Genomic DNA, 19,755 nt, shown 5'->3' with positions numbered 1-19,755 from the left:
TCAAGCCTCGACGAAAAACTGCACGATGCGGTCGCACACGCGGCCGAACATCTGCGTACCGGTCACCGTGCGGCAACCGCGCGCGCGGGCCGCTTCGATGAAAGGCGTAAGCGGCGGCCTGGTGACCACGTCGCCGACGAAAGCCGTCGCGCGCATGCGAGACACGTCGATCGGCAGCGGGTCTTCGGCGCGCATGCCCATCGGCGAGGCGTTCACCACGACGTCGTAGTCTTCGGCGGCCACATCGTTTGCCGCAATGCTCGCGCTGCCGAGTCCAAGGTCCACGAGCCGCGCGACGAGCGCTGCGGTACGCGCGGCGTCGTTGTCGCGCACCGCGAGCGACGCGACGCCCGCATGGACGAGGGCGTGCCCGATCGCCGACCCGGCCCCGCCCGCGCCGACGAGCAACGCGCGCTTGCCGTTCAGCTTGCAGCCCGCGTCCGCAAGCGCCGCGACGAAACCCGTGCCGTCGAACATGCCGCCGTGCCACGAGCCGTCTGCCTGCCGCCGCAGCGTGTTGACCGCGCCGAGGAATTTCGCTTCGCCGGATAGCGTCGCGCAATATGGCGTCGCGCTGAACTTATGCGGCACGGTGATGATGACGCCGTCCACGTTCTGCATCCGCGCCACCGCCGCGAAGAAGCCGCGCAGATCGTCCGGCGCGACGTGCGCCGGCACGACGATCGCGTCGCGTCCCGCCGCGCGCAACGCGGCCGTCACGCCCGAGGGCGATTTCACCTGCGCAATCGGATCGCCGACGATGAAGTACACGCGCGTCGCGCCGCTTAAACCCGCGTCGAGCGATGCTGAAAAAGAAGGGTCTTGGGCCATTGTGCTGTCTTCCTGAGATGGGGCAAATTTCAATCCGGCATGGGCGCGGCCACGCTGACTTCGCCGCACTTCGAGCGCAACGCGTCCGAGAGCTAAGTACCCGCCTGCGGCACGACGCCGCCGGTCGCCATCCACAACACTTCCGCATCCTCCTCGCTCGTCGATACGGCCGCATGCCCGGTGCGGCTGTCGAAATAAAGGCTGTCGCCGGCGTTCAGATGCGTCGGCGTGTACAGCTCCGAATAGAGGCACACGCTGCCGCTGATCACATACAGAAACTCCTCGCCTTCGTGACGGCCCCAGTCGTCGAAGGCGTCGAGCGTGTGCGCCGTGATGCGGATCCGAAACGGCAGCATCGCCTTGTGCGCGAGGTCGGTGGCGAGCAGTTCCATCTGATAGCCGCGATACGCGTGACGCTGCCCCTGATCCCGGCGCGTGAGCGAGCGCCGGCCGCTCGCATTGGGCGCGGACGCCGAGCCGAACAGCGCGCCGAGATCGATTTCCAAACCGCGCACGATCTTCTGCAGCACGTCGAACGTAGGCGACATCAGCCCGTTCTCTATCTTCGACAACGCCGAACGCGACACCCCGCACAGCCGGCTCGCGGTTTCGAGCGTGAGATCGTTCGCGAGGCGGGCGGCCTTGACCCTGCGTCCCAGATCGGAGGTCGACTGTTCGGTGCTCGCGTCGGTGTTTCTGGTTGCCATGGTTCGAATGTTTTCTTTCCTGAGTTTCCGATAGTAACATCGGACGCGGTGCGAGAAGTTTTGGGGCGCCTGGCCTGCGCGATTGGGCTATAACGAAAGGAACCGGGCTTCCTTTTCATGGTTTTTACCTAGTGCGCCGGTTGCGCTGCGGTCGTCGGGCGGTGTCGTGTATAGTGGGCCGACCTGCTTTAGTTTCGTATCGGAAATTCAAGGAGTCATTGTGGACGCTAATTCGATTCTCGCCGAACTCGGCATTGCGAAGCTCGCCGACGGCGGCGACATGGACGTCACCTCGCCGATCACCGGCGCGCTCATTGGACGCGTGAAGACGCACACTCACGCGGACGTCGATGCCACGCTCGACCGTGCGCGCGCGGCCTACGCGCAATGGCGCGACGTGCCGGCGCCGCGCCGCGGCGAACTCGTGCGGCTGCTCGGCAACCGTCTGCGCGAGAAGAAGGAAGCGCTCGGCCGGCTCGTCTCGCTCGAAGCGGGCAAGATCTTGCAGGAAGGGCTCGGCGAAGTGCAGGAAATGATCGACATCTGCGACTTCGCGGTCGGCCTGTCGCGCCAGCTTTACGGCCTCACGATCGCCTCCGAGCGTCCCGGCCACCGGATGGCGGAAACGTGGCATCCGCTCGGTGTCTGCACGGTGATCTCGGCGTTCAATTTCCCGGTGGCCGTGTGGTCGTGGAATGCGGCGCTCGCGCTCGTCTGCGGCAACGCGGTTGTGTGGAAGCCGTCGGAGAAGACGCCGCTCACCGCGCTCGCGGTCGATCGGATCATGCAGGACGCCATCGCCGAATTCGGCTCGGCGCCCGACGGATTGACGGCGCTCGTGATCGGCTCGCGCGAAGTGGGCGCGCAACTCGTCGCCGACCCGCGGTCGGACATCGTCAGCGCGACGGGCAGCACGGCGATGGGCCGCGCGGTCGGCGTGGAAGTCGCGCGCCGTTTCGGACGCTCGATCCTCGAACTCGGCGGTAACAACGCGGGCATCGTGTCGAAGAGCGCGGACCGCGAACTCGCGCTGCGCGGCATCCTCTTTTCGGCAGTCGGCACGGCGGGGCAGCGCTGCACGTCGCTAAGGCGCCTCTTCGTGCACGACAGCATCTATGACGACACGGTTGCGCGCCTCAAGGAGTTGTACGCGAAGGTTCCGATCGGAAACCCGCTGGAGAAGGGCGTGCTGATGGGGCCGCTCATCGACGCGCCGTCGTTCGCGCGTATGCAGCAGGCGCTCGAACAGGCGAAAGCGGAGGGCGGCACGGTGACGGGCGGCGAGCGCGTGGAGGTGAAGGGTTGCGAAGCGGGCTACTACGTGCGGCCTGCGCTCGTCGAAATGCCCGCGCAAACGCAGGTCGTGCTGACCGAAACCTTCGCGCCGATTCTCTACGTGCTGCGCTACAGCGACTTCGACGAAGCCATCGCGGCAAACAACGCGGCGTCGCACGGATTGTCGTCGTGCGCGTTCACGACCGACCTGCGCGAAGCCGAGCGCTTCCTGTCGGCGGCGGGCAGCGACTGCGGCATCGCGAACGTGAACATCGGTCCGAGCGGCGCTGAGATCGGCGGCGCGTTCGGCGGCGAGAAGGAAACCGGCGGCGGCCGCGAGTCCGGTTCGGACGCGTGGAAGGGCTACATGCGCCGCGCGACCAACACGGTCAATTACTCGTCGGCGTTGCCGCTTGCCCAGGGCATCGACTTTTCGATCGGCTGAACCAACCGGACCGGGCAATGGCTTCGACAGTGGTGATCGTCGGCGGCGGGGTGATCGGCAGTTCGGTGGCGTACTTTCTGCGGGCGAGCGCGCCGGACGTCGCGGTCACGGTGATCGAACGCGATCCGACCTACGCGCGTTCGTCATCGGCGCTTTCGGCGGCGTCGATCCGGCAGCAGTTCTCGACACCGCTCTCCGTGCAGATGTCGCTCTATGGCATCGAGTTCCTGCGCTCGATCGGCGAGCGGCTGAAGGTGAACGGCGCGCAGCCGTCGATCGATCTGCACGAAGGCGGCTATCTCTTTCTCGCGACGCCCGCAGGCGTTGCAACCTTGCGCGAGAATCACGCGCTCCAGCGAAGCCTCGGCGCGGACATCAGTCTGCTCGACACGCCGCAGTTGCAGGCGCGCTTTCCGTGGCTGAACACAGGCGATCTCGCTGCGGGCGCCTTCGGCGAAAGCGGCGAGGGCTGGTTCGATGGCTACGGTCTCGTGCAGGCGCTGCGCAAGAAGGCGCGGGCGCTCGGCGCGCGCTACGTCGCTTCCGAGGTGACGGACATGGTGCGCGCGGGTCGCGCGGTCACGCACGTGCTCGCGTCGAACGGCGAGCGTTACGCTTGCGACGCGGTCGTGAATGCGGCGGGCGCGTGGTCGAGCCGCATCGCGCGGATGCTCGGCATCGACCTTCCCGTGCGGGCGCGGCGGCGCAGCATCTTCAATGTGTCGTCGCCGGCGAGGCTCGCGCCGTGTCCGCTCCTGATCGATCCGGGCGGCGTGTATTTTCGCCCGGAAGGGCGGACGTATATCTGCGGCACGTCGCCATCGGCGGATAACGATCCCGATGACCTGCCGCTCGACGAAGTCGATCACGCGCTCTTCGATGACGTCATCTGGCCGGCGCTCGCGCATCGCGTGCCGGCGTTCGAGGCGCTGCGTGTCGAGAACTGCTGGTCCGGCTATTACGAATACAACGTGCTCGATCAGAACGCGATCATCGGGCGTCATCCGGACATCGACAACTGCGTCTTCGCGAACGGTTTCAGCGGCCACGGACTGCAACAGGGACCGGCCACCGGACGCGGCGTCAGCGAGCTGATCCTGCAGGGACGCTATACGACACTCGACCTGTCGACGCTCGGTTGGGAGCGCGTGCTCGCGAACCGGCCGATCGTCGAAAAGAACGTGGTCTGATGCACTGCAACGTAAGGCATCCTTTGTGGTTGGTATTTGCCCGGGTCAGCCCGGGCACTTTTTTGGCTTCACTACGTGTGCGGCGCTGTGTTGTTCTGGCAACATCCGGCGCTTTTCGAAGGCGACAGGCGGGGACGCCAGCGCGTTCGGCCGTCGTCCATCGAGAAAATCCACTAGGGCGCTTCGCGTTTCAAGCGCGCACTCTTTCAGTGAAGGCCAACCTTCCATCGACTTCCACAAGGAGCGACTCATGGACACCAACACGCATGCGAGTTTCGCGACGTGGCTGGACGACGCCGATACCGTCGGCGACGAACAAGCACCCGTATCCCATCATTCGAGCCAGGTCTGCGCAGAGCCGGAGTATGTCGCCGAAGTCTGCGGACGCTTTGCCGGCGAGCGCGCGGAGGATGGCGGGCCAAGCCGCGTCGTGCGCGGTTATAACTAGGCGTTTTGCTTAAGGCTTCACCCGCACCGTTTCACCCGCCTCATCCCGCTTTTCAGCGGACCGCCCGCAGTGTGCATTCGGCGGCCATTTCCGGCCAGCCGGGCACCGCGCGGCGTGCCTCGACCCCTCTCCAGGCCGTCCGGCCAACCCCGATTCTTCCCAACTGCTCCGCTGTTCGCCGCGTTGCGTCCCTGTATTTCCGCGTTGACTCGTCGTAAAAACCAGCCTATAACCATCCCATTGGATGTTATTTGGATGGTGAGATGACAAAACCGGCACTCGAAGCACCGCGTCCGAAAGGCGGCGAGAGCGAAAAAATTACGATCAACCTGGGTCCCGTCGACCTCGGGAAGATCGACCTGCTCGTCGAAGAAGGCTTTTATTCGAACAGGACGGACCTGATCCGCACGGCGATCCGCAATCAGCTTGCGATCCACGCGAACGTCGTCAGCGAGACCGTGACGCGCCGCGAACTCGTGCTCGGCATGCAGCATTTTTCGAAACGCGATCTCGAAGCCGCGCTGGCCGCCAACCAGCGGCTGCAGATTCAGGTGCTCGGTCTTGCCAGTATCGCCACCGATGTATCCGCGGAACTGGCACTTGCCACGATCGAATCGATCGTCGTGCTCGGAGCGTTCCACGCTTCGCCCGCGGTCAAGGCCGCGCTCGCCGACCGGATCGGCTAGCGGCCCCTCACACGACAACTGGAACAACGATGAAACTCAACGAAGGCTTGATGAACTCGATGCACAAGGTCATGGCGTTGCTGCGCAATGGCAACCCGACCGAGGCAACCGAAGCGATCCAGCGCGCGTTGCGCGGCGAAGAAACAGCCGACGCCCGCGCGCATGAATATGAAACACCCGCAACCGCGCCTTCGTCTGCCTCTGCGTTCGCGCCCAAGGCCCGGACGTTCAAGCGCCCGGACGTCGACGTCGAGGACCGCGGTCACTTCACGACGCATTCCTGCGCGAACGCCGCGGGCCTGCGCACCTATCGACTGTACGTGCCGTCGGGGTATCGCGACGAGCCGCTGCCGCTCGTCGTGATGCTGCACGGCTGCACGCAGGACGCCGACGACTTCGCCTCCGGCACGCAGATGAACGCGCTCGCCGAACGGCACACCTGCATCGTCGCGTATCCGGTGCAGCCGCAGCACGCGAACGCGTCGAAATGCTGGAACTGGTTCAAGCCAGGCGATCAGGAGCGCGATAAAGGCGAGCCGTCGCTGATCGCCGACATCACGCGCGACGTGATGAAGAATCACCGCGTCGATCCGGAGCGCGTGTATGTCGCCGGATTGTCGGCGGGCGGCGCGATGGCGGCGATCATGATCCGCGCGTATCCCGACCTGTACGCGGCGGCGGGCATTCACTCGGGCCTCGCGCACGGCGCGGCGCACGACTTGCCTTCCGCGCTCGCGGCGATGCGCGGCGGCAAACGCAAGGCAGCGAAGGTGCATCGCGCGCCGACGCAGACGCCCGAACGGCCGCTGATCGTTTTTCACGGCGACGCCGACAAGACCGTGCATCTCGCCAATGCAACGGAAATCGTGCGCGGCTTCGACGTGGAAGCGTCGGTACAACGTCGCGAGTCGCATGCGGCGGGCGGCGGTCACGCGTGCACCGTGAGGCATCTCAAGTCCGCGCGCGGCGTCGATGCCGAGTCGTGGACGATTCACGGCGCGACGCATGCATGGGCGGGCGGCAGTTCGCGCGGCACCTACACCGATCCCACCGGTCCCGATGCGAGCGCCGAAATGATGCGCTTCTTTCTTGCGCATCCGCGCAGTCGTTCAGCGTAGCCGGTATCGTCCAGCGTCTGTCCATCGCGCGGTTGCGACGCGTGGTTTCCCCAATGTCGTTCATTCCCCGGCCGTGGCGGCGGGCCATCGAGGCTGAATAGAGGCTGGCCTCGATCGCGTCGTGCATTGCCCGATGGAGTTCGCTTTTTTGATCGCCTACGCTGAACCGAACGAGTCGGGGGATCGCATATGGGCAGCGCCGCATCATTGAGTATCGAGCATGGCGACACGCGAAACGAAGCGCTTCGTGGCGCGTGACGTGACGAGCGCATCGCGATGACTCATCTCACTCCCGACGACGATCCGCCCGTCAGCGGCCTTGCGCCGTTCTGGCGCAGGCGCGATTTGCCCGACGTCGCCGGCGATGCACGGCGCATCGGGCGGTGCGCGAGCGCGTCGGCGTGTTTCGTGGTCGCCTGGTCGCTCGTGGAAGTGCCGTGGGAAATCGACCTCTCCGGCAGCGCAGGCGCGGACGGCACCGGCTACACGAGCGCCGGCACGATGAGCAGCGCGGAGGAAATCGCGGCCGTGCTCGCATCGAAGACGTTGCTCTTCGTGATCGTCGGACTGGCGCTCAAGCGCCGGCTCTTCGCTAAGTATGTGTTGCTCTTCGTGTGCCTGATGAGCGTGCTCGCGATGGCGCCGGAGATTCCCGTCGAGTACGCGCGTTCGCGCTGGCTCGCGACGCTCTCGGCCGTCGAATGTCTCGGCAAGCTAGCGACGTTCGTGTTCCTTGCGCTCGACCTGCGCACGAAGCGCTGAATACGCCGGAGCGCATCGGAGCCCAAAGCGGGTTATCTTCACATACCGGCCGCCGCGTGACGCTGGATCGGCGACGGCCGGCCAACTCGCCGCGCCCGATCACCGGATGCGTTCGCGTCGGGTATCGGCGAATCGACAATCACGCGGGCCTCCCGGGAGAATTCGTCATGTTCCAAATTCGCGCCGTTTCAGCAGCTATCGTGGCATCGATCGGCATCGGGCTCGCATGGGCGCCGGTCTCGATGGCGCAAACCGCGGCACCGGGCGCGGTCGCGTCCACGCCGAAGGAAGTCAAGAAGGCGCAGAGCAAGGCCGCGCGCGCCAAGAAGAATGCGGAGTTGAAGGATCTCGAGAAGAACGGCTATCAACCCGGCGGCGACCAGCAGAATTATCCGCAGAACATTCAGGAAGCGCAGCGCAAGGTCGATGCCGAAAAGGCGGCGAAGGGAAAGGCGGCTTCCGCGCCTTGATGCATCGAGGATGCGTCGAAGTCTCGGCATGCGATGGACCCGCTTCCGTGCGGGTCTTTTTTTGCGTGGGGAAGATCGGTACGGACTGCGGGCCGCTGGGCCGCGTATCGGCCTTGGTCAAATCTTGCACCGTGTTCACGTAACGTATACAACGCCATTCTGTGCGGCTCTGTCAGACCGCGCCCGCGTTCGGCCGATTCCGGTCCACAATACCCGCACTCTCTCGCCAACCCTCCCGCATGCCGCTCAAAAACCTCCTTCGCCGCCTCGACCTCACGACCCTGCAGCTATTCCTCGCGATCTTCGAGGAAGGCACGCTGACGCGCGCGGCCGAGCGCGAGGCGATCGCGGTGTCGGCGGCGAGCAAGCGGCTGCTGGAACTCGAGCAGGCCGTCGGCGCGGTGCTGTTCGAGCGCCGCGCGCGCGGCATGGACCTCACGCCCGCTGGCGAAACGCTGCTGCATCACGCGCGCCGCGTGCTGCGCGACATCGAAAACATCGGCATCGAACTCGCCGAGCACGCGAGCGGCGTGCGCGGCTACGTGCGGATGATGGCGAACCTGTCCGCGATCGTCGAATTCCTGCCGGAGGACTTACGGGCGTTCATCGCGCTTCACGAGCAGATCAAGATCGACCTGGAGGAGCGCCCGAGCGGCGGCGTGATCGAGGCGATCGCCGACAGTCTCGCCGACCTCGGCATCTGTTCCGGCGATGCCGACACGCGCGGCCTTCACACGGCCCACTATCGCCACGACCGCCTCGCGATCGTGATGCGCGCCGACCATCCGCTCGCGAAGCGCGACCGCGTTCGCTTCGAAGAAACGCTCGACAGCGATCACGTCGGCCTGCATTCGGCCAGTTCGATCAACATGCGCACGCATCTCGCCGCGCGTCAGGCGGGCAAGCCGCTCAGGCTGCGCATCCACGTACCCGGCTTCGACGCGGTCTGCCGCATGGTGCAGGCGGGGATGGGCGTCGGCGTGCTGCCGTTCGACGTCTATCGCGCGATGGGGCGGCAACTCGGGCTCGTCGCGGTGACGCTCGATGAAACGTGGGCCGAGCGCAGCCTCATTATCGTTGTGCGCGATCCCGACGCGCTGTCGCCCGTGAGCCGGATGCTGTTCGATCATCTGCGCACGATCGAAGCCCGCGAGCAGCACAACCCCGCGGCGTAAAACCCGAGCGTTCGCGATCCGCGAACGGTCCTTGCCGAAATGCGGTTGGACACTAAACGCCGCCGCTCCTAACCTGCTCCCATACGAAACCCCACACGGAGACAGGCACCATGAGCGGACCCCTTGACGGCATTCGCGTCATCGAGATCGGCACCTTGATTGCCGCGCCCTTCGCGGCGCGCATGCTCGCGGAATTCGGCGCGGAGGTGATCAAGATCGAGACTCCCAACGGCGGCGATCCCCTTCGCAAATGGCGAAAGCTGCATGAAGGCACGTCGCTCTGGTGGTATCTCCAGTCGCGCAACAAGAAGTCCGTTTGCGTGAACCTGAAGTCGCCGGAGGGCGTCGAGGTCGTCAAGCGGCTGGTGAAAGACGCCGACGTGCTCGTCGAAAACATGCGGCCCGGCGCGCTGGAAAAGCTCGGCATCGGCTGGGACGTGTTGCACGCGATCAACCCGAAGCTCACGATGGTGCGCATCTCCGGCTACGGCCAGTCGGGTCCGTATCGCGACCGCCCGGGCTTCGGTGCGATCGGCGAGGCAATGGGCGGCATCCGCTACACGACCGGCGACGAGGACGGCCTGCCGGCGCGCGTCGGCGTGAGTCTCGGCGATTCGCTCGCGTCGCTGCATGGCGTGATCGGCGCGCTGATGTCGGTGCTGCGCGTGAAGACGGGCAAGGGCGACGGGCAGGTGGTGGACGTCTCTCTCGTCGAAAGCGTCTTCAACCTGATGGAAAGCCTCGTGCCCGAATACGACCTGCTCGGTCACGTGCGCGAGCGAAGCGGCGGCGCGCTGCCGGGCATCGCGCCGTCGAACACATATCGCACGGAAGACGGCGGTTTCGTCGTGATCGCGGGCAACAGCGATCCGATCTACAAGCGCCTGATGCACGTGATCGGCCGCCCCGATCTCGCCGACGACCCCGCGCTCGCGCACAACGACGGCCGCGCGCTGCAAAGCACGATGCTCGACGAAGCGATCACCGAATGGACCTCGCACCATTCGGTCGACGATGTGCTCGCGACGCTCGAACGCGCCGAAGTGCCGTCGGGGCGCATCTATTCGGTGGCCGACATCGTCGCCGATCCGCATTACAAGGCGCGCGGCATGCTGCTCGACGCGGACCTGCCGGGCGGCGCCTCGGTGAAGATGCCGGGCATCGTGCCGAAGCTCTCCGACACGCCGGGCGAAGTGCACTGGCCGGGGCCCGCGCTCGGTGAACATACGGCCGGCGTACTGGCTTCGCTCGGCTTCGATGCCAGCGAAGTCGAGCGCCTGCGCGCAGCAGGAGCCGTGCAATGAACCGCGATTACACACAACGTCTGATCGTCCAGGAAGTGGCACCACGCGATGGCTTGCAGATCGAGCCTCGATGGGTCGACACGCATGAAAAAATCGCATTGATCGATGCGCTTTCGACCTGCGGCTTCACGCGCATCGAAGCGGGCTCGTTCGTTTCGCCGAAAGCGATTCCCGCCCTGCGCGACGGCGACGAAGTCTTTCGCGGCATCGGCCGCCGCCCGGGCGTGATCTATGTCGCGCTGATCCCGAACGCGAAGGGCGCCGAGCGCGCGCTCGCCGCTCAAGCCGACGAAGTCAATCTCGTGATGTCGGCGAGCCAGACCCATAACCGCGCGAACATGCGCATGTCGTGCGAGGCGTCGCTCGCGGGCTTCAGCGATATCGTGCGGCTCGTGAAGGGCAGCCGCGCGAGCCTGAACGCGACGGTGGCGACGGCGTTCGGTTGTCCGTTCGAAGGGCGCATCGACGAAGACCGCGTGGTCTCGCTCGTCGATGCGTATCGCGAGATGGGGATCGGAGGCATCACGCTCGCCGATACGACGGGCATGGCGAATCCGCGTCAGGTCGCGCGGCTCGTCGAACGCGTGCTCGGCCGCGTTCCCGCCGACGCGCTCACGCTGCACTTTCACAACACGCGCGGCCTCGGTCTCGCCAACGTGCTCGCGGCCTACGATGCCGGGGCGCGCCGCTTCGATGCCGCGCTCGGCGGTCTCGGCGGCTGTCCGTTCGCACCGGGCGCGTCGGGCAACATCTGCACGGAAGACCTCGTGAACCTGTGCGACGAGATGGGCATCCCGACGGGCATCGACTTGCAGAAGCTGATCGCGCTGTCGCGCACGCTGCCGGCGCTCGTCGGCCACGAAGTGCCGGGGCAACTCGCGAAGGCAGGGCGCAACTGCGATGTGCATCCGGTGCCCGAGTACGTCAAGTCGATCTGAATTTATCCCTCACCAACCTATTCGACCGGACGGCGCAACGCCAGTCCGGCGTGGAGACAATCATGAGCGATCTGGGCGCAGTAGCGGCAACGAACCGTCCGCTAGCGAAGGAAAACACGGCGGACATCATTCGCAAGGTGGCGTGGCGGCTGATGCCGCTCATCATGCTGTGCTATCTGTTCGCCTTCTTCGACCGCATCAACATCAGCTTCGCGAAGTTCCAGCTGCAAAGCGATCTCGGTTTCTCCGACACCGCCTACGGGCTCGGCGCGAGTCTCTTTGTGATCGGCTATGTGCTCTTCGAGGTGCCGAGCAATCTGATGCTCTTCAAGGTCGGCGCGCGCAAATGGATCGCGCGGATCATGATCTCGTGGGGCCTCGCGACGACGGCGATGGTCTTCGTCTCGAACGAATGGCAGTTCTACGGGCTGCGCTTTATCATCGGCGCGATGGAAGCGGGCTTTGCGCCGGGCGTGCTGTACTACCTCACTTTGTGGTTCCCGCCGAGCTATCGCGGACGCATCACGTCGCTGCTGTTTCTTGCGTCCGCGTTCTCGGGGCTCGTCGGCGCGCCGCTGTCGGGGCTCGTGCTCGGGCATATGAACGGCGTGCTCGGCATGCCCGGCTGGCACTGGCTCTTCCTGCTCGGCGGCCTGCCTTGCGTGCTGCTCGGCATCCTCGTGCTGAAGGTGCTGAAGGATCGCGTCGATGACGCCGGGTGGCTCACCGCAGCGGAAAAAACGTATCTAAAGAGCCAGATTGCGTCGCAAAGCAAGCCGGCGCCCGGCGGTCATTCGCTCCTCGGCGCGATCAAGACCCCCGGCTTCCTCACGCTCGGACTGATCTACTTCCTGATCCAGATCGCGTCGTATGGCCTGAACTTCTGGGCGCCGCACCTGATTCGCGCGGCAGGCACCGACAACCCGACGATCATCGGCCTGCTCACCGCCGTGCCTTATGTGTGCGGCGCCATCTGCATGGTCGTGGTGGGCCGCATGTCGGACAGTTCAGGCGAGCGTCGCAAGTTCGTGTGCGTGCTGTTGCTGATGGCCGCGGCGGGCTTCTTCGCGGCAGGCGTCTTCGACAAGCAGACGACCTTGCTGATCGTCGCACTCGGCGTGATGGGCGCGGGCGTGGTCGCTGCGATCCCGGCGTTCTGGGCGCTGCCGCCGAAGCTCCTGAGCGGCGCGGGCGCCGCAGGCGGCATCGCGCTCATCAACACGCTCGGGCAACTGGGCGGCATCGTGAGCCCGGTGATGGTCGGACGCATCCGCGATCTGACGGGCAGCACGACACCCGCGCTGTATGCGATCGGCTGCATGAGCGTCGCGTGTGCGCTGATTCTGATGTTCGGCCTGCCTCAATCGCTCAGGCAGAAGGATCACGCGGAGTAAACGAAGGCCCCGCGACTAAGCGGGGCTTCATCGTTATCCCTTCCACGTCCACTCGCGAATCTCATCGCGATCGATGCCTTCCGCATGCGCATGGCGAATGCTCTCGATCACCTGATCCTGCAGCCAGTTCTTCGCATGCGCGCCGGTATCGCGCAGGCGCGGCACGCGGTCGATCACGTCGATCGCGAGCGTATAGCGGTCCACGCCATTGATGATCGCAAGCTCGAACGGCGTGTTGATGTTGCCTTTCTCGCGATAGCCGTGAACGTGCATGTTCTCGTGATTGGTGCGGTTGTACGTGAGCTTGTGCACGAGCGTCGGATACGAGTGGAAGTTGAAGATGACCGGCTTGTCGCGCGTAAAGAGCGAATCGAAATCGCGCGCTGAAAGACCATGCGGATGTTCGGTGTCCGGCATCAGGCGAAACAGATCGACCACGTTGACGAAGCGGATCTTCAGATCAGGAAACTGCTGCTTCAGGATCTCGACGGCGGCAAGCGATTCCATCGTCGCGATGTCGCCCGCCGAGGCCATCACGACATCTGGTTCGTGGCACGCGTCGGTGGATGCCCAGTCCCAGATGCCGATGCCCTTCGAGCAATGCACGATGGCGTCCTGCATGTTCAGGTACTGCAGATGCGGCTGCTTGTCCGCGACGATCACGTTCACGTAGTCGCGCGTGCGCAGGCAATGATCGGCGACGGAAAGCAGGCAGTTCGCATCGGGCGGCAGATAGATGCGCACGACTTCCGGGCTCTTGTTCGTGACGACATCGAGAAAACCCGGGTCCTGATGCGTGAAGCCGTTGTGATCCTGCCGCCACACGAGCGACGTGATCAGCAGGTTGATCGACGGAATCGGCGCGCGCCAGTCGATTTCCTTTTTCGCTTTCTCCAGCCACTTGGCGTGCTGGTTGAACATCGAATCGATCACGTGCACGAACGCTTCGTAAGTCGCGAGGAGGCCGTGGCGGCCCGTCAGCACGTAGCCTTCGAACCAGCCTTCGAGCGTGTGTTCCGAGAGCATCTCCATCACGCGGCCGGTGGGGTCGAGCGCGCCGCCGTCGCTGTCTTCGGGTTTCGTCTCTGCAATCCAGCGCTTGCCCGACGCTTCGTACACGCCGTCGAGCTTGTTGCTCGCGGTTTCATCGGGACCGAAGAGCCGGAAGTTCGACATGTTGTTGCGGATCACGTCGCGCAGGAATGTGGCGAGCACCGCGGTCGGCGACGCATAGACGCTCGCCGGGCTTTTCACGTCGAACGCGTAGTCGCGCATGTCGGGCAGATGAAGCGCATGCCGCAGACGTCCGCCATTCGCATGCGGATTCGCGCTGATGCGGCGTTCGCCCTTGGGCGCGATCTCGCGAAGCTCGTCGATCAGCCGGCCTGCTTCGTCGAACAGCGCTTCGGGCGCGTAGCTGCGCATCCAGTCTTCGAGCACGCGCAGGCTCTTGCGGTTCGTTGCGGGATCGAGCACGGGCACCTGATGCGAGCGCCAGAAGTCCTCGACCTTGTGGCCGTCGACTTCCTTCGGCCCCGTCCAGCCTTTCGGCGAACGCAGCACGATCATCGGCCAGCGCGGGCGCGTGGCGTCGTTGTTCGCGCGCGCGTGCTGCTGGATCGCGCGAATCTCGCCGATGCACTGTTCGAGCGTCGCGGCCATGCGCTGATGCATGCCGGGCAGATCGTCGCCCTCGACGAAATACGGCTTGTAGCCGTAGCCGATGAACAACGCTTCGAGTTCGTCGTGCGGGATGCGCGCGAGGATCGTCGGATTGGCGATCTTGTAGCCGTTCAGATGCAGGATCGGCAGCACGGCGCCGTCCTGCACCGGGTTCAGAAACTTGTTCGAATGCCACGACGTGGCGAGCGGGCCCGTCTCCGATTCGCCGTCGCCGACCATCGTGGCGACGATCAGATCGGGATTGTCGAATGCGGCACCGTAGGCATGCGACAGGCTGTAGCCGAGTTCGCCGCCTTCATGGATCGAACCGGGCGTCTCCGGCGTGCAATGCGAACCGATTCCGCCCGGCGATGAAAACGCGCGAAAGAGCTTCAGCATGCCGGCTTCGTCATCGCTGCGGTCGGGATAGACCTCCGAGTAATAGCCTTCCAGATACGCATTGGACAGCGTCGCGGGCGCGCCGTGGCCCGGCCCCGAGACGAACATCACGTTCAGGTCCTGCTGGACGATCAGCCGGTTCAGGTGGACCCACGTGAACGATTGCCCCGGGTCCGATCCCCAGTGTCCGAGCAGACGCCGCTTGATGTGCTCGGGCTTGAGCGGCTCGCGCAGGAGCGGATTATCCCGCAAATAGATCATGCCGACGGACAGGTAATTGCATGCGCGCCAGTAGGCGTCGAGCTTGCGTAGTTCGTCGGGGGAAAGCGGGAGATTCGGGGTTGCCGGGCCGGGCGTTTGGCCTTGTGCTGCGTCGTCCAAGGGCTTCTCCAGTCGTGGTTGCGTCAGGCGCGCATAGGATGCGCGGTTGATTATGGCGCCATCGGCCTCATCTTTGCAGTAACCGGAAAACGCGCGCTCGGACGCGATCAGACGCGAACGTCCGGTATCGTCGAGCAAGATGTCGGTTTCGTGACAGCCGGTGCGCACGCGACACAGCGCCGCACGCGATTTTCGATCGCCTCCTAAAATAGCGTATGACCGACCCTTCCTCTGTCGCCGATTTTCATCCCGCCGTCGCCGGCTGGTTCGAGCGTCATTTCCCGGCCGCCACCGCGGCGCAGGCGCGCGCGTGGCCGCTTATCCGCGCGCGCCGTTCGACGCTCGTCGCGGCGCCGACCGGCTCCGGCAAGACGCTCACGGCCTTTCTCGCCGCCATCGACGAACTCGTGCGCGACGGCCTTGCGCGCGGCGCGGTGCTGCCGGACGAGACGCGCATCGTCTACATTTCGCCGCTGAAGGCGCTGTCGAACGATATTCGCGTGAATCTGCAGGAGCCGCTCGCCGGCATCTCGGACGAACTCGCGCGGCTCGGCCTGCCGTCCGTCGAGATCCGCGCGGCGGTGCGCACCGGCGACACGACGCAGCAGGAACGCGCCGCTGTCCGGAAGCGCCCGCCGCATATCCTCGTCACGACGCCCGAGTCGCTTTACGTGCTGCTCGGTTCGGACTCGGGTCGCGCGATGCTGTCCACGACGCGCAGTGTGATCGTCGACGAAATTCACGCGGTCGCGGGCACCAAGCGCGGCGCGCACCTCGCGCTGAGCCTCGCGCGCCTCGACGCGCTTTGCGCGCAGAAGCCCGTGCGCATCGGTTTGTCCGCGACACAGAAGCCGATCGAACTGGTCGCGAAGTTTCTCGTCGGCGAGGGCGAGCCGTGCGAGATCGTCGATGTCGGGCACGTCCGCGCGCGCGATCTCGCGCTCGAACTGCCGCCGATGCCGCTCGAAGCCATCATGTCGAACGACATGTGGGAGCGCGTCTACGACCGGCTTGCCGAACTCGTCGCGCAGCATCGCACGACGCTCGTGTTCGTCAACACGCGTCGCATGGCCGAGCGCGCCGCGCGCCATCTGACCGACCGGCTCGGCAAGGAAGCGGTCGCGGCGCATCACGGCAGTCTCGCGCGCGAGCATCGGCTGGACGCGGAACAGCGGCTGAAGCGCGGCGAACTGCGCGTGCTGATCGCTACCGCTTCGCTGGAACTGGGCATCGATATCGGCGATGTCGAACTGGTTTGCCAGCTCGGCTCGCCGGGGTCGATCGGCGGATTCTTGCAGCGCGTCGGGCGTTCGGGGCATCAGGTCGGCGGCATGCCGAAAGGGCGGCTCTTCCCGACGTCGCGCGACGATCTGATCGAATGCGCGGCGCTCCTCGATTGCGTGCGGCGCGGCGAACTCGACGCGCTGTCGGTGCCGCGCGCGCCGCTCGACGTGCTCGCGCAGCAGATCACGGCGGAGGTGTCGTGCCGCGAGTGGCGCGAGGACGCGCTGTTCGCGTGCTTCACGCGCGCGTATCCCTACGCGACGCTCGCGCGCGCGAAGTTCGACGCGGTCGTGCGTTCGCTCGCGGAAGGGTTCACGAGCCGCCACGGTCCGCGCGGCGCGTATGTGCATCGCGATGCGGTGAGCGGCACGTTGCGCGGCCGGCGCGGCGGCAGGCTGACGGCGGTGACGTCCGGCGGCGCGATTCCGGATAACGCCGATTTCTCCGTGCTGCTGGAGCCGCAGGGCTTGCAGATCGGCACGGTCAACGAGGACTTCGCCGTCGAAAGCCTCGCAGGCGACATCTTCCAGTTGGGCAACACCTCGTACCGGATCTTGCGGATCGAGGGCGGGCGCGTGCGCGTCGAGAACGCGAACGGCCAGCCGCCGAACATCCCGTTCTGGCTCGGCGAGGCGCCCGGCCGAAGCGACGAACTGTCTCACGCGATCGCGCGCATGCGCGGCCAGATCGACGCGTGGCTCGGCGCAAAAAGCACGCTCGACGCCGCAATCGACGCGCTGTCCGCCGAAGCGGGCATCGACCGCGAGGCGGCGCGGCAGATCGTCGACTATCTCGCGCGCGCGCGGGCCGCGCTCACCGTTTTGCCGACCCAGGACACGCTCGTGATGGAGCGTTTCTTCGACGAATCCGGCGGCACGCAGCTCGTGATCCACGCGCCGTTCGGCAGCCGCGTGAACCGCGCGTGGGGCCTCGCGCTGAGGAAGCGTTTCTGCCGCACCTTCAACTTCGAACTGCAGGCCGCCGCGACCGAGGACGCGATCGTGTTGTCGCTCACGCGCAGCCACAGTTTCGCGCTCGACGAAGTGTGGCGCTATCTGCGCTCGAACACGGCGGAGCGCGTGCTGATCCAGGCGCTGCTCGACGCGCCGCTTTTCGGCGTGCGCTGGCGCTGGAACGCGACCAACGCGCTGGCGCTGCCGCGCTACGCGGGCGGGCGCAAGGTCGCGCCGCAGTTGCAGCGCATGAAGAGCGAAGACCTGCTCGCGGCGATCTTTCCCGATCAGGTCGCGTGCGCGGAGAACGTCGTCGGCGAGCGCGAGGTGCCCGAGCATCCGCTCGTCGAACAGACGCTCGACGACTGTCTGCACGACGCGATGGACAGTGAGCAATGGCTCGCGATCCTGCGGCGCATCGAGGGGGGCGAACTGCGGCTCGTGACGCGCGATCTGCCGGCGCCTTCGCCGCTGGCGGCTGAAATTTTGTCGGCCCGCCCGTATGCCTTCCTCGACGACGCCCCGCTCGAAGAGCGCCGCACGCAGGCCGTGCTAGCGCGCCGCTGGAGCGATCCCGAATCCGCCGACGATCTCGGCGCGCTCGACGCCGAAGCGATCGAAGGCGTGCGCGAGGAAGCGTGGCCCGTCGCGCGCGGCGCGGACGAAATGCACGAAGCGCTGATGAGCCTCGCGTGCGTGACCGAGGCCGAGGCCGGGCGCAACGACGGCTGGCCCGCGTGGCTCGACGCGCTCGCAAAGTCCGGCCGCGCGACGCGCTTGCGCGTCGCGGAGCACGACGCGCTCTGGGTGCCGGTCGAGCGGCTCACGTGCGTGCGCGCCGTCTATCCGCAGGCGCCGATGCATCGGGCATTGCACGCGCCCGCTGGCTACGCCGATCCGTGGACCGAAGACGACGCGCTCGTCGAGATCGTGCGCGCGCGGCTGTCGGGCTTCGGTCCGCTGACCGTGCCGGAAATCGCGCGGGCGCTGGCGTTGCCAGCGTCAGCGGTGGCGCTCGCGCTGACGAAGCTCGAAGCCGAGGGCTACGTGCTGCGCGGCCGTTTCACGCCCGGCGCCGTCGACGAAGAATGGTGCGAGCGGCATCTGCTCGCGCGGATTCATCGCTACACGGTGCGGCGGCTGCGTCGCGAGATCGAGCCGGTCGAGCGGCAGGATTTCATGCGCTTCCTGTTCGAATGGCAGCATCTTTCCGCCGATACGCGCGGCGAAGGACGCGACGCATTGCTCGCGGTGGTCGAACAACTGGAAGGCTTCGAAGCGCCCGCCGTCGCGTGGGAAGAGGAAATGCTGCCCGCGCGCATCGCCGATTACTCGGGCTACTGGCTCGACGAAATCTCGCGCTCGGGCAAGGTCGTCTGGAGCCGGCCGGGCGGACGCGCGCGCGCGGCGGGCGGCCCGGTGCGCGGCACGCCGATCGTCCTCTTGCCGCGCCGCCATCTCGCCGCCTGGAACGCGCTGATGCGTCCGGGCGAGGCGCCAGAGATGAGTTCGCGCGCGCAACTGGTCCACGACGCGCTGAAGGCGCACGGCGCGATGTTCTTCGACGAGTTACTCGCCGACACGCGTCTCCTTCGCACGGAACTGGAGACGGCGCTCGGCGAACTGGTCGCGCTCGGACTCGTGAACGCCGACAGCTTCGCCGGCCTGCGCGCGCTGCTTGCGCCCGCCGCGAAGCGCAATGCGTTCAGCCGGCGGCCGCGCCGGGGTGGCATGTTCATCGGCGGGATGGACGACGCGGGACGCTGGGCGCTTCTGCGCCGCGCCGAAGCCGAAGGCGCGCCCGATGCCGTCGAACATGCGGCGATGGTGCTGCTGCGCCGCTACGGCGTCGTGTTCTGGCGGCTGCTCGAGCGCGAAGCCGACTGGCTGCCGCCGTGGCGCGATCTGCTGCGCGTGTTTCATCGGCTGGAGGCGCGCGGAGAGATTCGCGGCGGACGCTTCGTCGCGGGCATCGCGGGCGAGCAGTTCGCGCTCGCCGAAGCCGTGCCGCTGCTGCGCGACATGCGCAAGCGCTCGCCCGATGGTAGTTTCGTCGCGGTGAGCGCCGTCGATCCGCTCAATCTCGTCGGCACGCTCTTGCCCGGCGAGAAAGTGCCCGCGCTGCCGGGCAACCGTCTGCTGTTCCGCGACGGCGTGCCGGTCGGCGCGGTGATCGCGGGCAAGACGCGCTATCTCGTCGAACTCGACGCTGAGGAACGCGAAACGGTGCGCTCGAAGCTCGTGAAACGCAGCGCACGCTCGATCGGTGGATTGACCGGCCTTTCAGGGACGACCGCGGGTGCGGCCTTGCCGCACTGAGCGCTACGAAGGCT

At 66.1% G+C, this 19,755-nt stretch carries 15 protein-coding genes; 12 read left to right on the top strand and 3 right to left on the bottom strand.

The genetic code is table 11. The annotated features are described in order from the left end of the window. On the bottom strand, window positions 1-831 hold the full coding sequence (locus QCE48_RS25110; RefSeq protein ID WP_309782997.1) for a shikimate dehydrogenase: 831 nt from the start codon (window positions 829-831) through the stop codon (window positions 1-3). 92 nt (window positions 832-923) lie between these two features. Then, window positions 924-1,538, bottom strand: a complete 615-nt coding sequence (locus QCE48_RS25105) for an XRE family transcriptional regulator (protein ID WP_309782996.1) — start codon at window positions 1,536-1,538, stop codon at window positions 924-926. A gap of 220 nt (window positions 1,539-1,758) precedes the next feature. On the opposite strand from QCE48_RS25105, the gene QCE48_RS25100 reads away from it, so the two are divergent. From QCE48_RS25100 to QCE48_RS25050, 11 genes are all read left to right on the top strand, one after another. Beyond that, the gene (locus QCE48_RS25100) at window positions 1,759-3,258 is read left to right on the top strand and encodes an aldehyde dehydrogenase family protein (protein WP_309782995.1); all 1,500 of its coding nucleotides are present in this window, start codon (window positions 1,759-1,761) and stop codon (window positions 3,256-3,258) included. A gap of 17 nt (window positions 3,259-3,275) precedes the next feature. After that, the gene (locus tag QCE48_RS25095; RefSeq protein ID WP_309782994.1) at window positions 3,276-4,448 is read left to right on the top strand and encodes an FAD-binding oxidoreductase; all 1,173 of its coding nucleotides are present in this window, start codon (window positions 3,276-3,278) and stop codon (window positions 4,446-4,448) included. Window positions 4,449-4,698: 250 nt separating this feature from the next. Beyond that, complete coding sequence (locus QCE48_RS25090; RefSeq protein WP_309782993.1) at window positions 4,699-4,896, top strand: hypothetical protein; 198 nt, start codon at window positions 4,699-4,701, stop codon at window positions 4,894-4,896. A 263-nt stretch (window positions 4,897-5,159) separates the two neighbouring features. Next, window positions 5,160-5,582, top strand: a complete 423-nt coding sequence (locus QCE48_RS25085; protein WP_087633406.1) for a CopG family transcriptional regulator — start codon at window positions 5,160-5,162, stop codon at window positions 5,580-5,582. A 29-nt stretch (window positions 5,583-5,611) separates the two neighbouring features. Then, window positions 5,612-6,700, top strand: coding sequence for a PHB depolymerase family esterase (locus QCE48_RS25080; RefSeq protein WP_309782991.1), 1,089 nt, complete (start codon window positions 5,612-5,614; stop codon window positions 6,698-6,700). Between the two features lie 276 nt (window positions 6,701-6,976). Further along, window positions 6,977-7,462, top strand: coding sequence for a hypothetical protein (locus tag QCE48_RS25075; RefSeq protein WP_309782990.1), 486 nt, complete (start codon window positions 6,977-6,979; stop codon window positions 7,460-7,462). 167 nt (window positions 7,463-7,629) lie between these two features. Next, window positions 7,630-7,932: a DUF4148 domain-containing protein gene (locus tag QCE48_RS25070; protein WP_309782989.1), complete on the top strand. Its 303-nt coding sequence runs from the start codon at window positions 7,630-7,632 to the stop codon at window positions 7,930-7,932. 239 nt (window positions 7,933-8,171) lie between these two features. Next, complete coding sequence (locus tag QCE48_RS25065; protein WP_309782987.1) at window positions 8,172-9,107, top strand: LysR family transcriptional regulator; 936 nt, start codon at window positions 8,172-8,174, stop codon at window positions 9,105-9,107. A gap of 110 nt (window positions 9,108-9,217) precedes the next feature. Then, window positions 9,218-10,411, top strand: coding sequence for a CaiB/BaiF CoA-transferase family protein (locus QCE48_RS25060; protein ID WP_309782985.1), 1,194 nt, complete (start codon window positions 9,218-9,220; stop codon window positions 10,409-10,411). Next, complete coding sequence (locus QCE48_RS25055; protein WP_309782983.1) at window positions 10,408-11,349, top strand: hydroxymethylglutaryl-CoA lyase; 942 nt, start codon at window positions 10,408-10,410, stop codon at window positions 11,347-11,349. The genes QCE48_RS25060 and QCE48_RS25055 overlap by 4 nt, the downstream gene beginning before the upstream one ends. Window positions 11,350-11,411: 62 nt before the next feature. Then, window positions 11,412-12,743 carry an MFS transporter gene (locus QCE48_RS25050; protein ID WP_309782982.1) on the top strand — a complete coding sequence of 444 codons (1,332 nt, stop codon included), beginning with the start codon at window positions 11,412-11,414 and terminating at the stop codon, window positions 12,741-12,743. 33 nt (window positions 12,744-12,776) lie between these two features. Here QCE48_RS25050 and QCE48_RS25045 read toward each other — a convergent pair whose 3' ends face one another. After that, the gene (locus QCE48_RS25045; RefSeq protein WP_309782981.1) at window positions 12,777-15,185 is read right to left on the bottom strand and encodes a phosphoketolase family protein; all 2,409 of its coding nucleotides are present in this window, start codon (window positions 15,183-15,185) and stop codon (window positions 12,777-12,779) included. Between the two features lie 215 nt (window positions 15,186-15,400). On the opposite strand from QCE48_RS25045, the gene QCE48_RS25040 reads away from it, so the two are divergent. Further along, window positions 15,401-19,741, top strand: a complete 4,341-nt coding sequence (locus QCE48_RS25040) for a DEAD/DEAH box helicase (RefSeq protein ID WP_309782979.1) — start codon at window positions 15,401-15,403, stop codon at window positions 19,739-19,741. Window positions 19,742-19,755: the final 14 nt, after the last annotated feature.

Source organism: Caballeronia sp. LZ024, assembly GCF_031451455.1.
In the GTDB taxonomy this organism is placed as follows: Bacteria; Pseudomonadota; Gammaproteobacteria; order Burkholderiales; family Burkholderiaceae; genus Caballeronia; species Caballeronia telluris.
The sequence above is the reverse complement of the archived record's forward strand: the minus strand, read 5'-3'. Positions and strand labels throughout refer to the sequence as shown.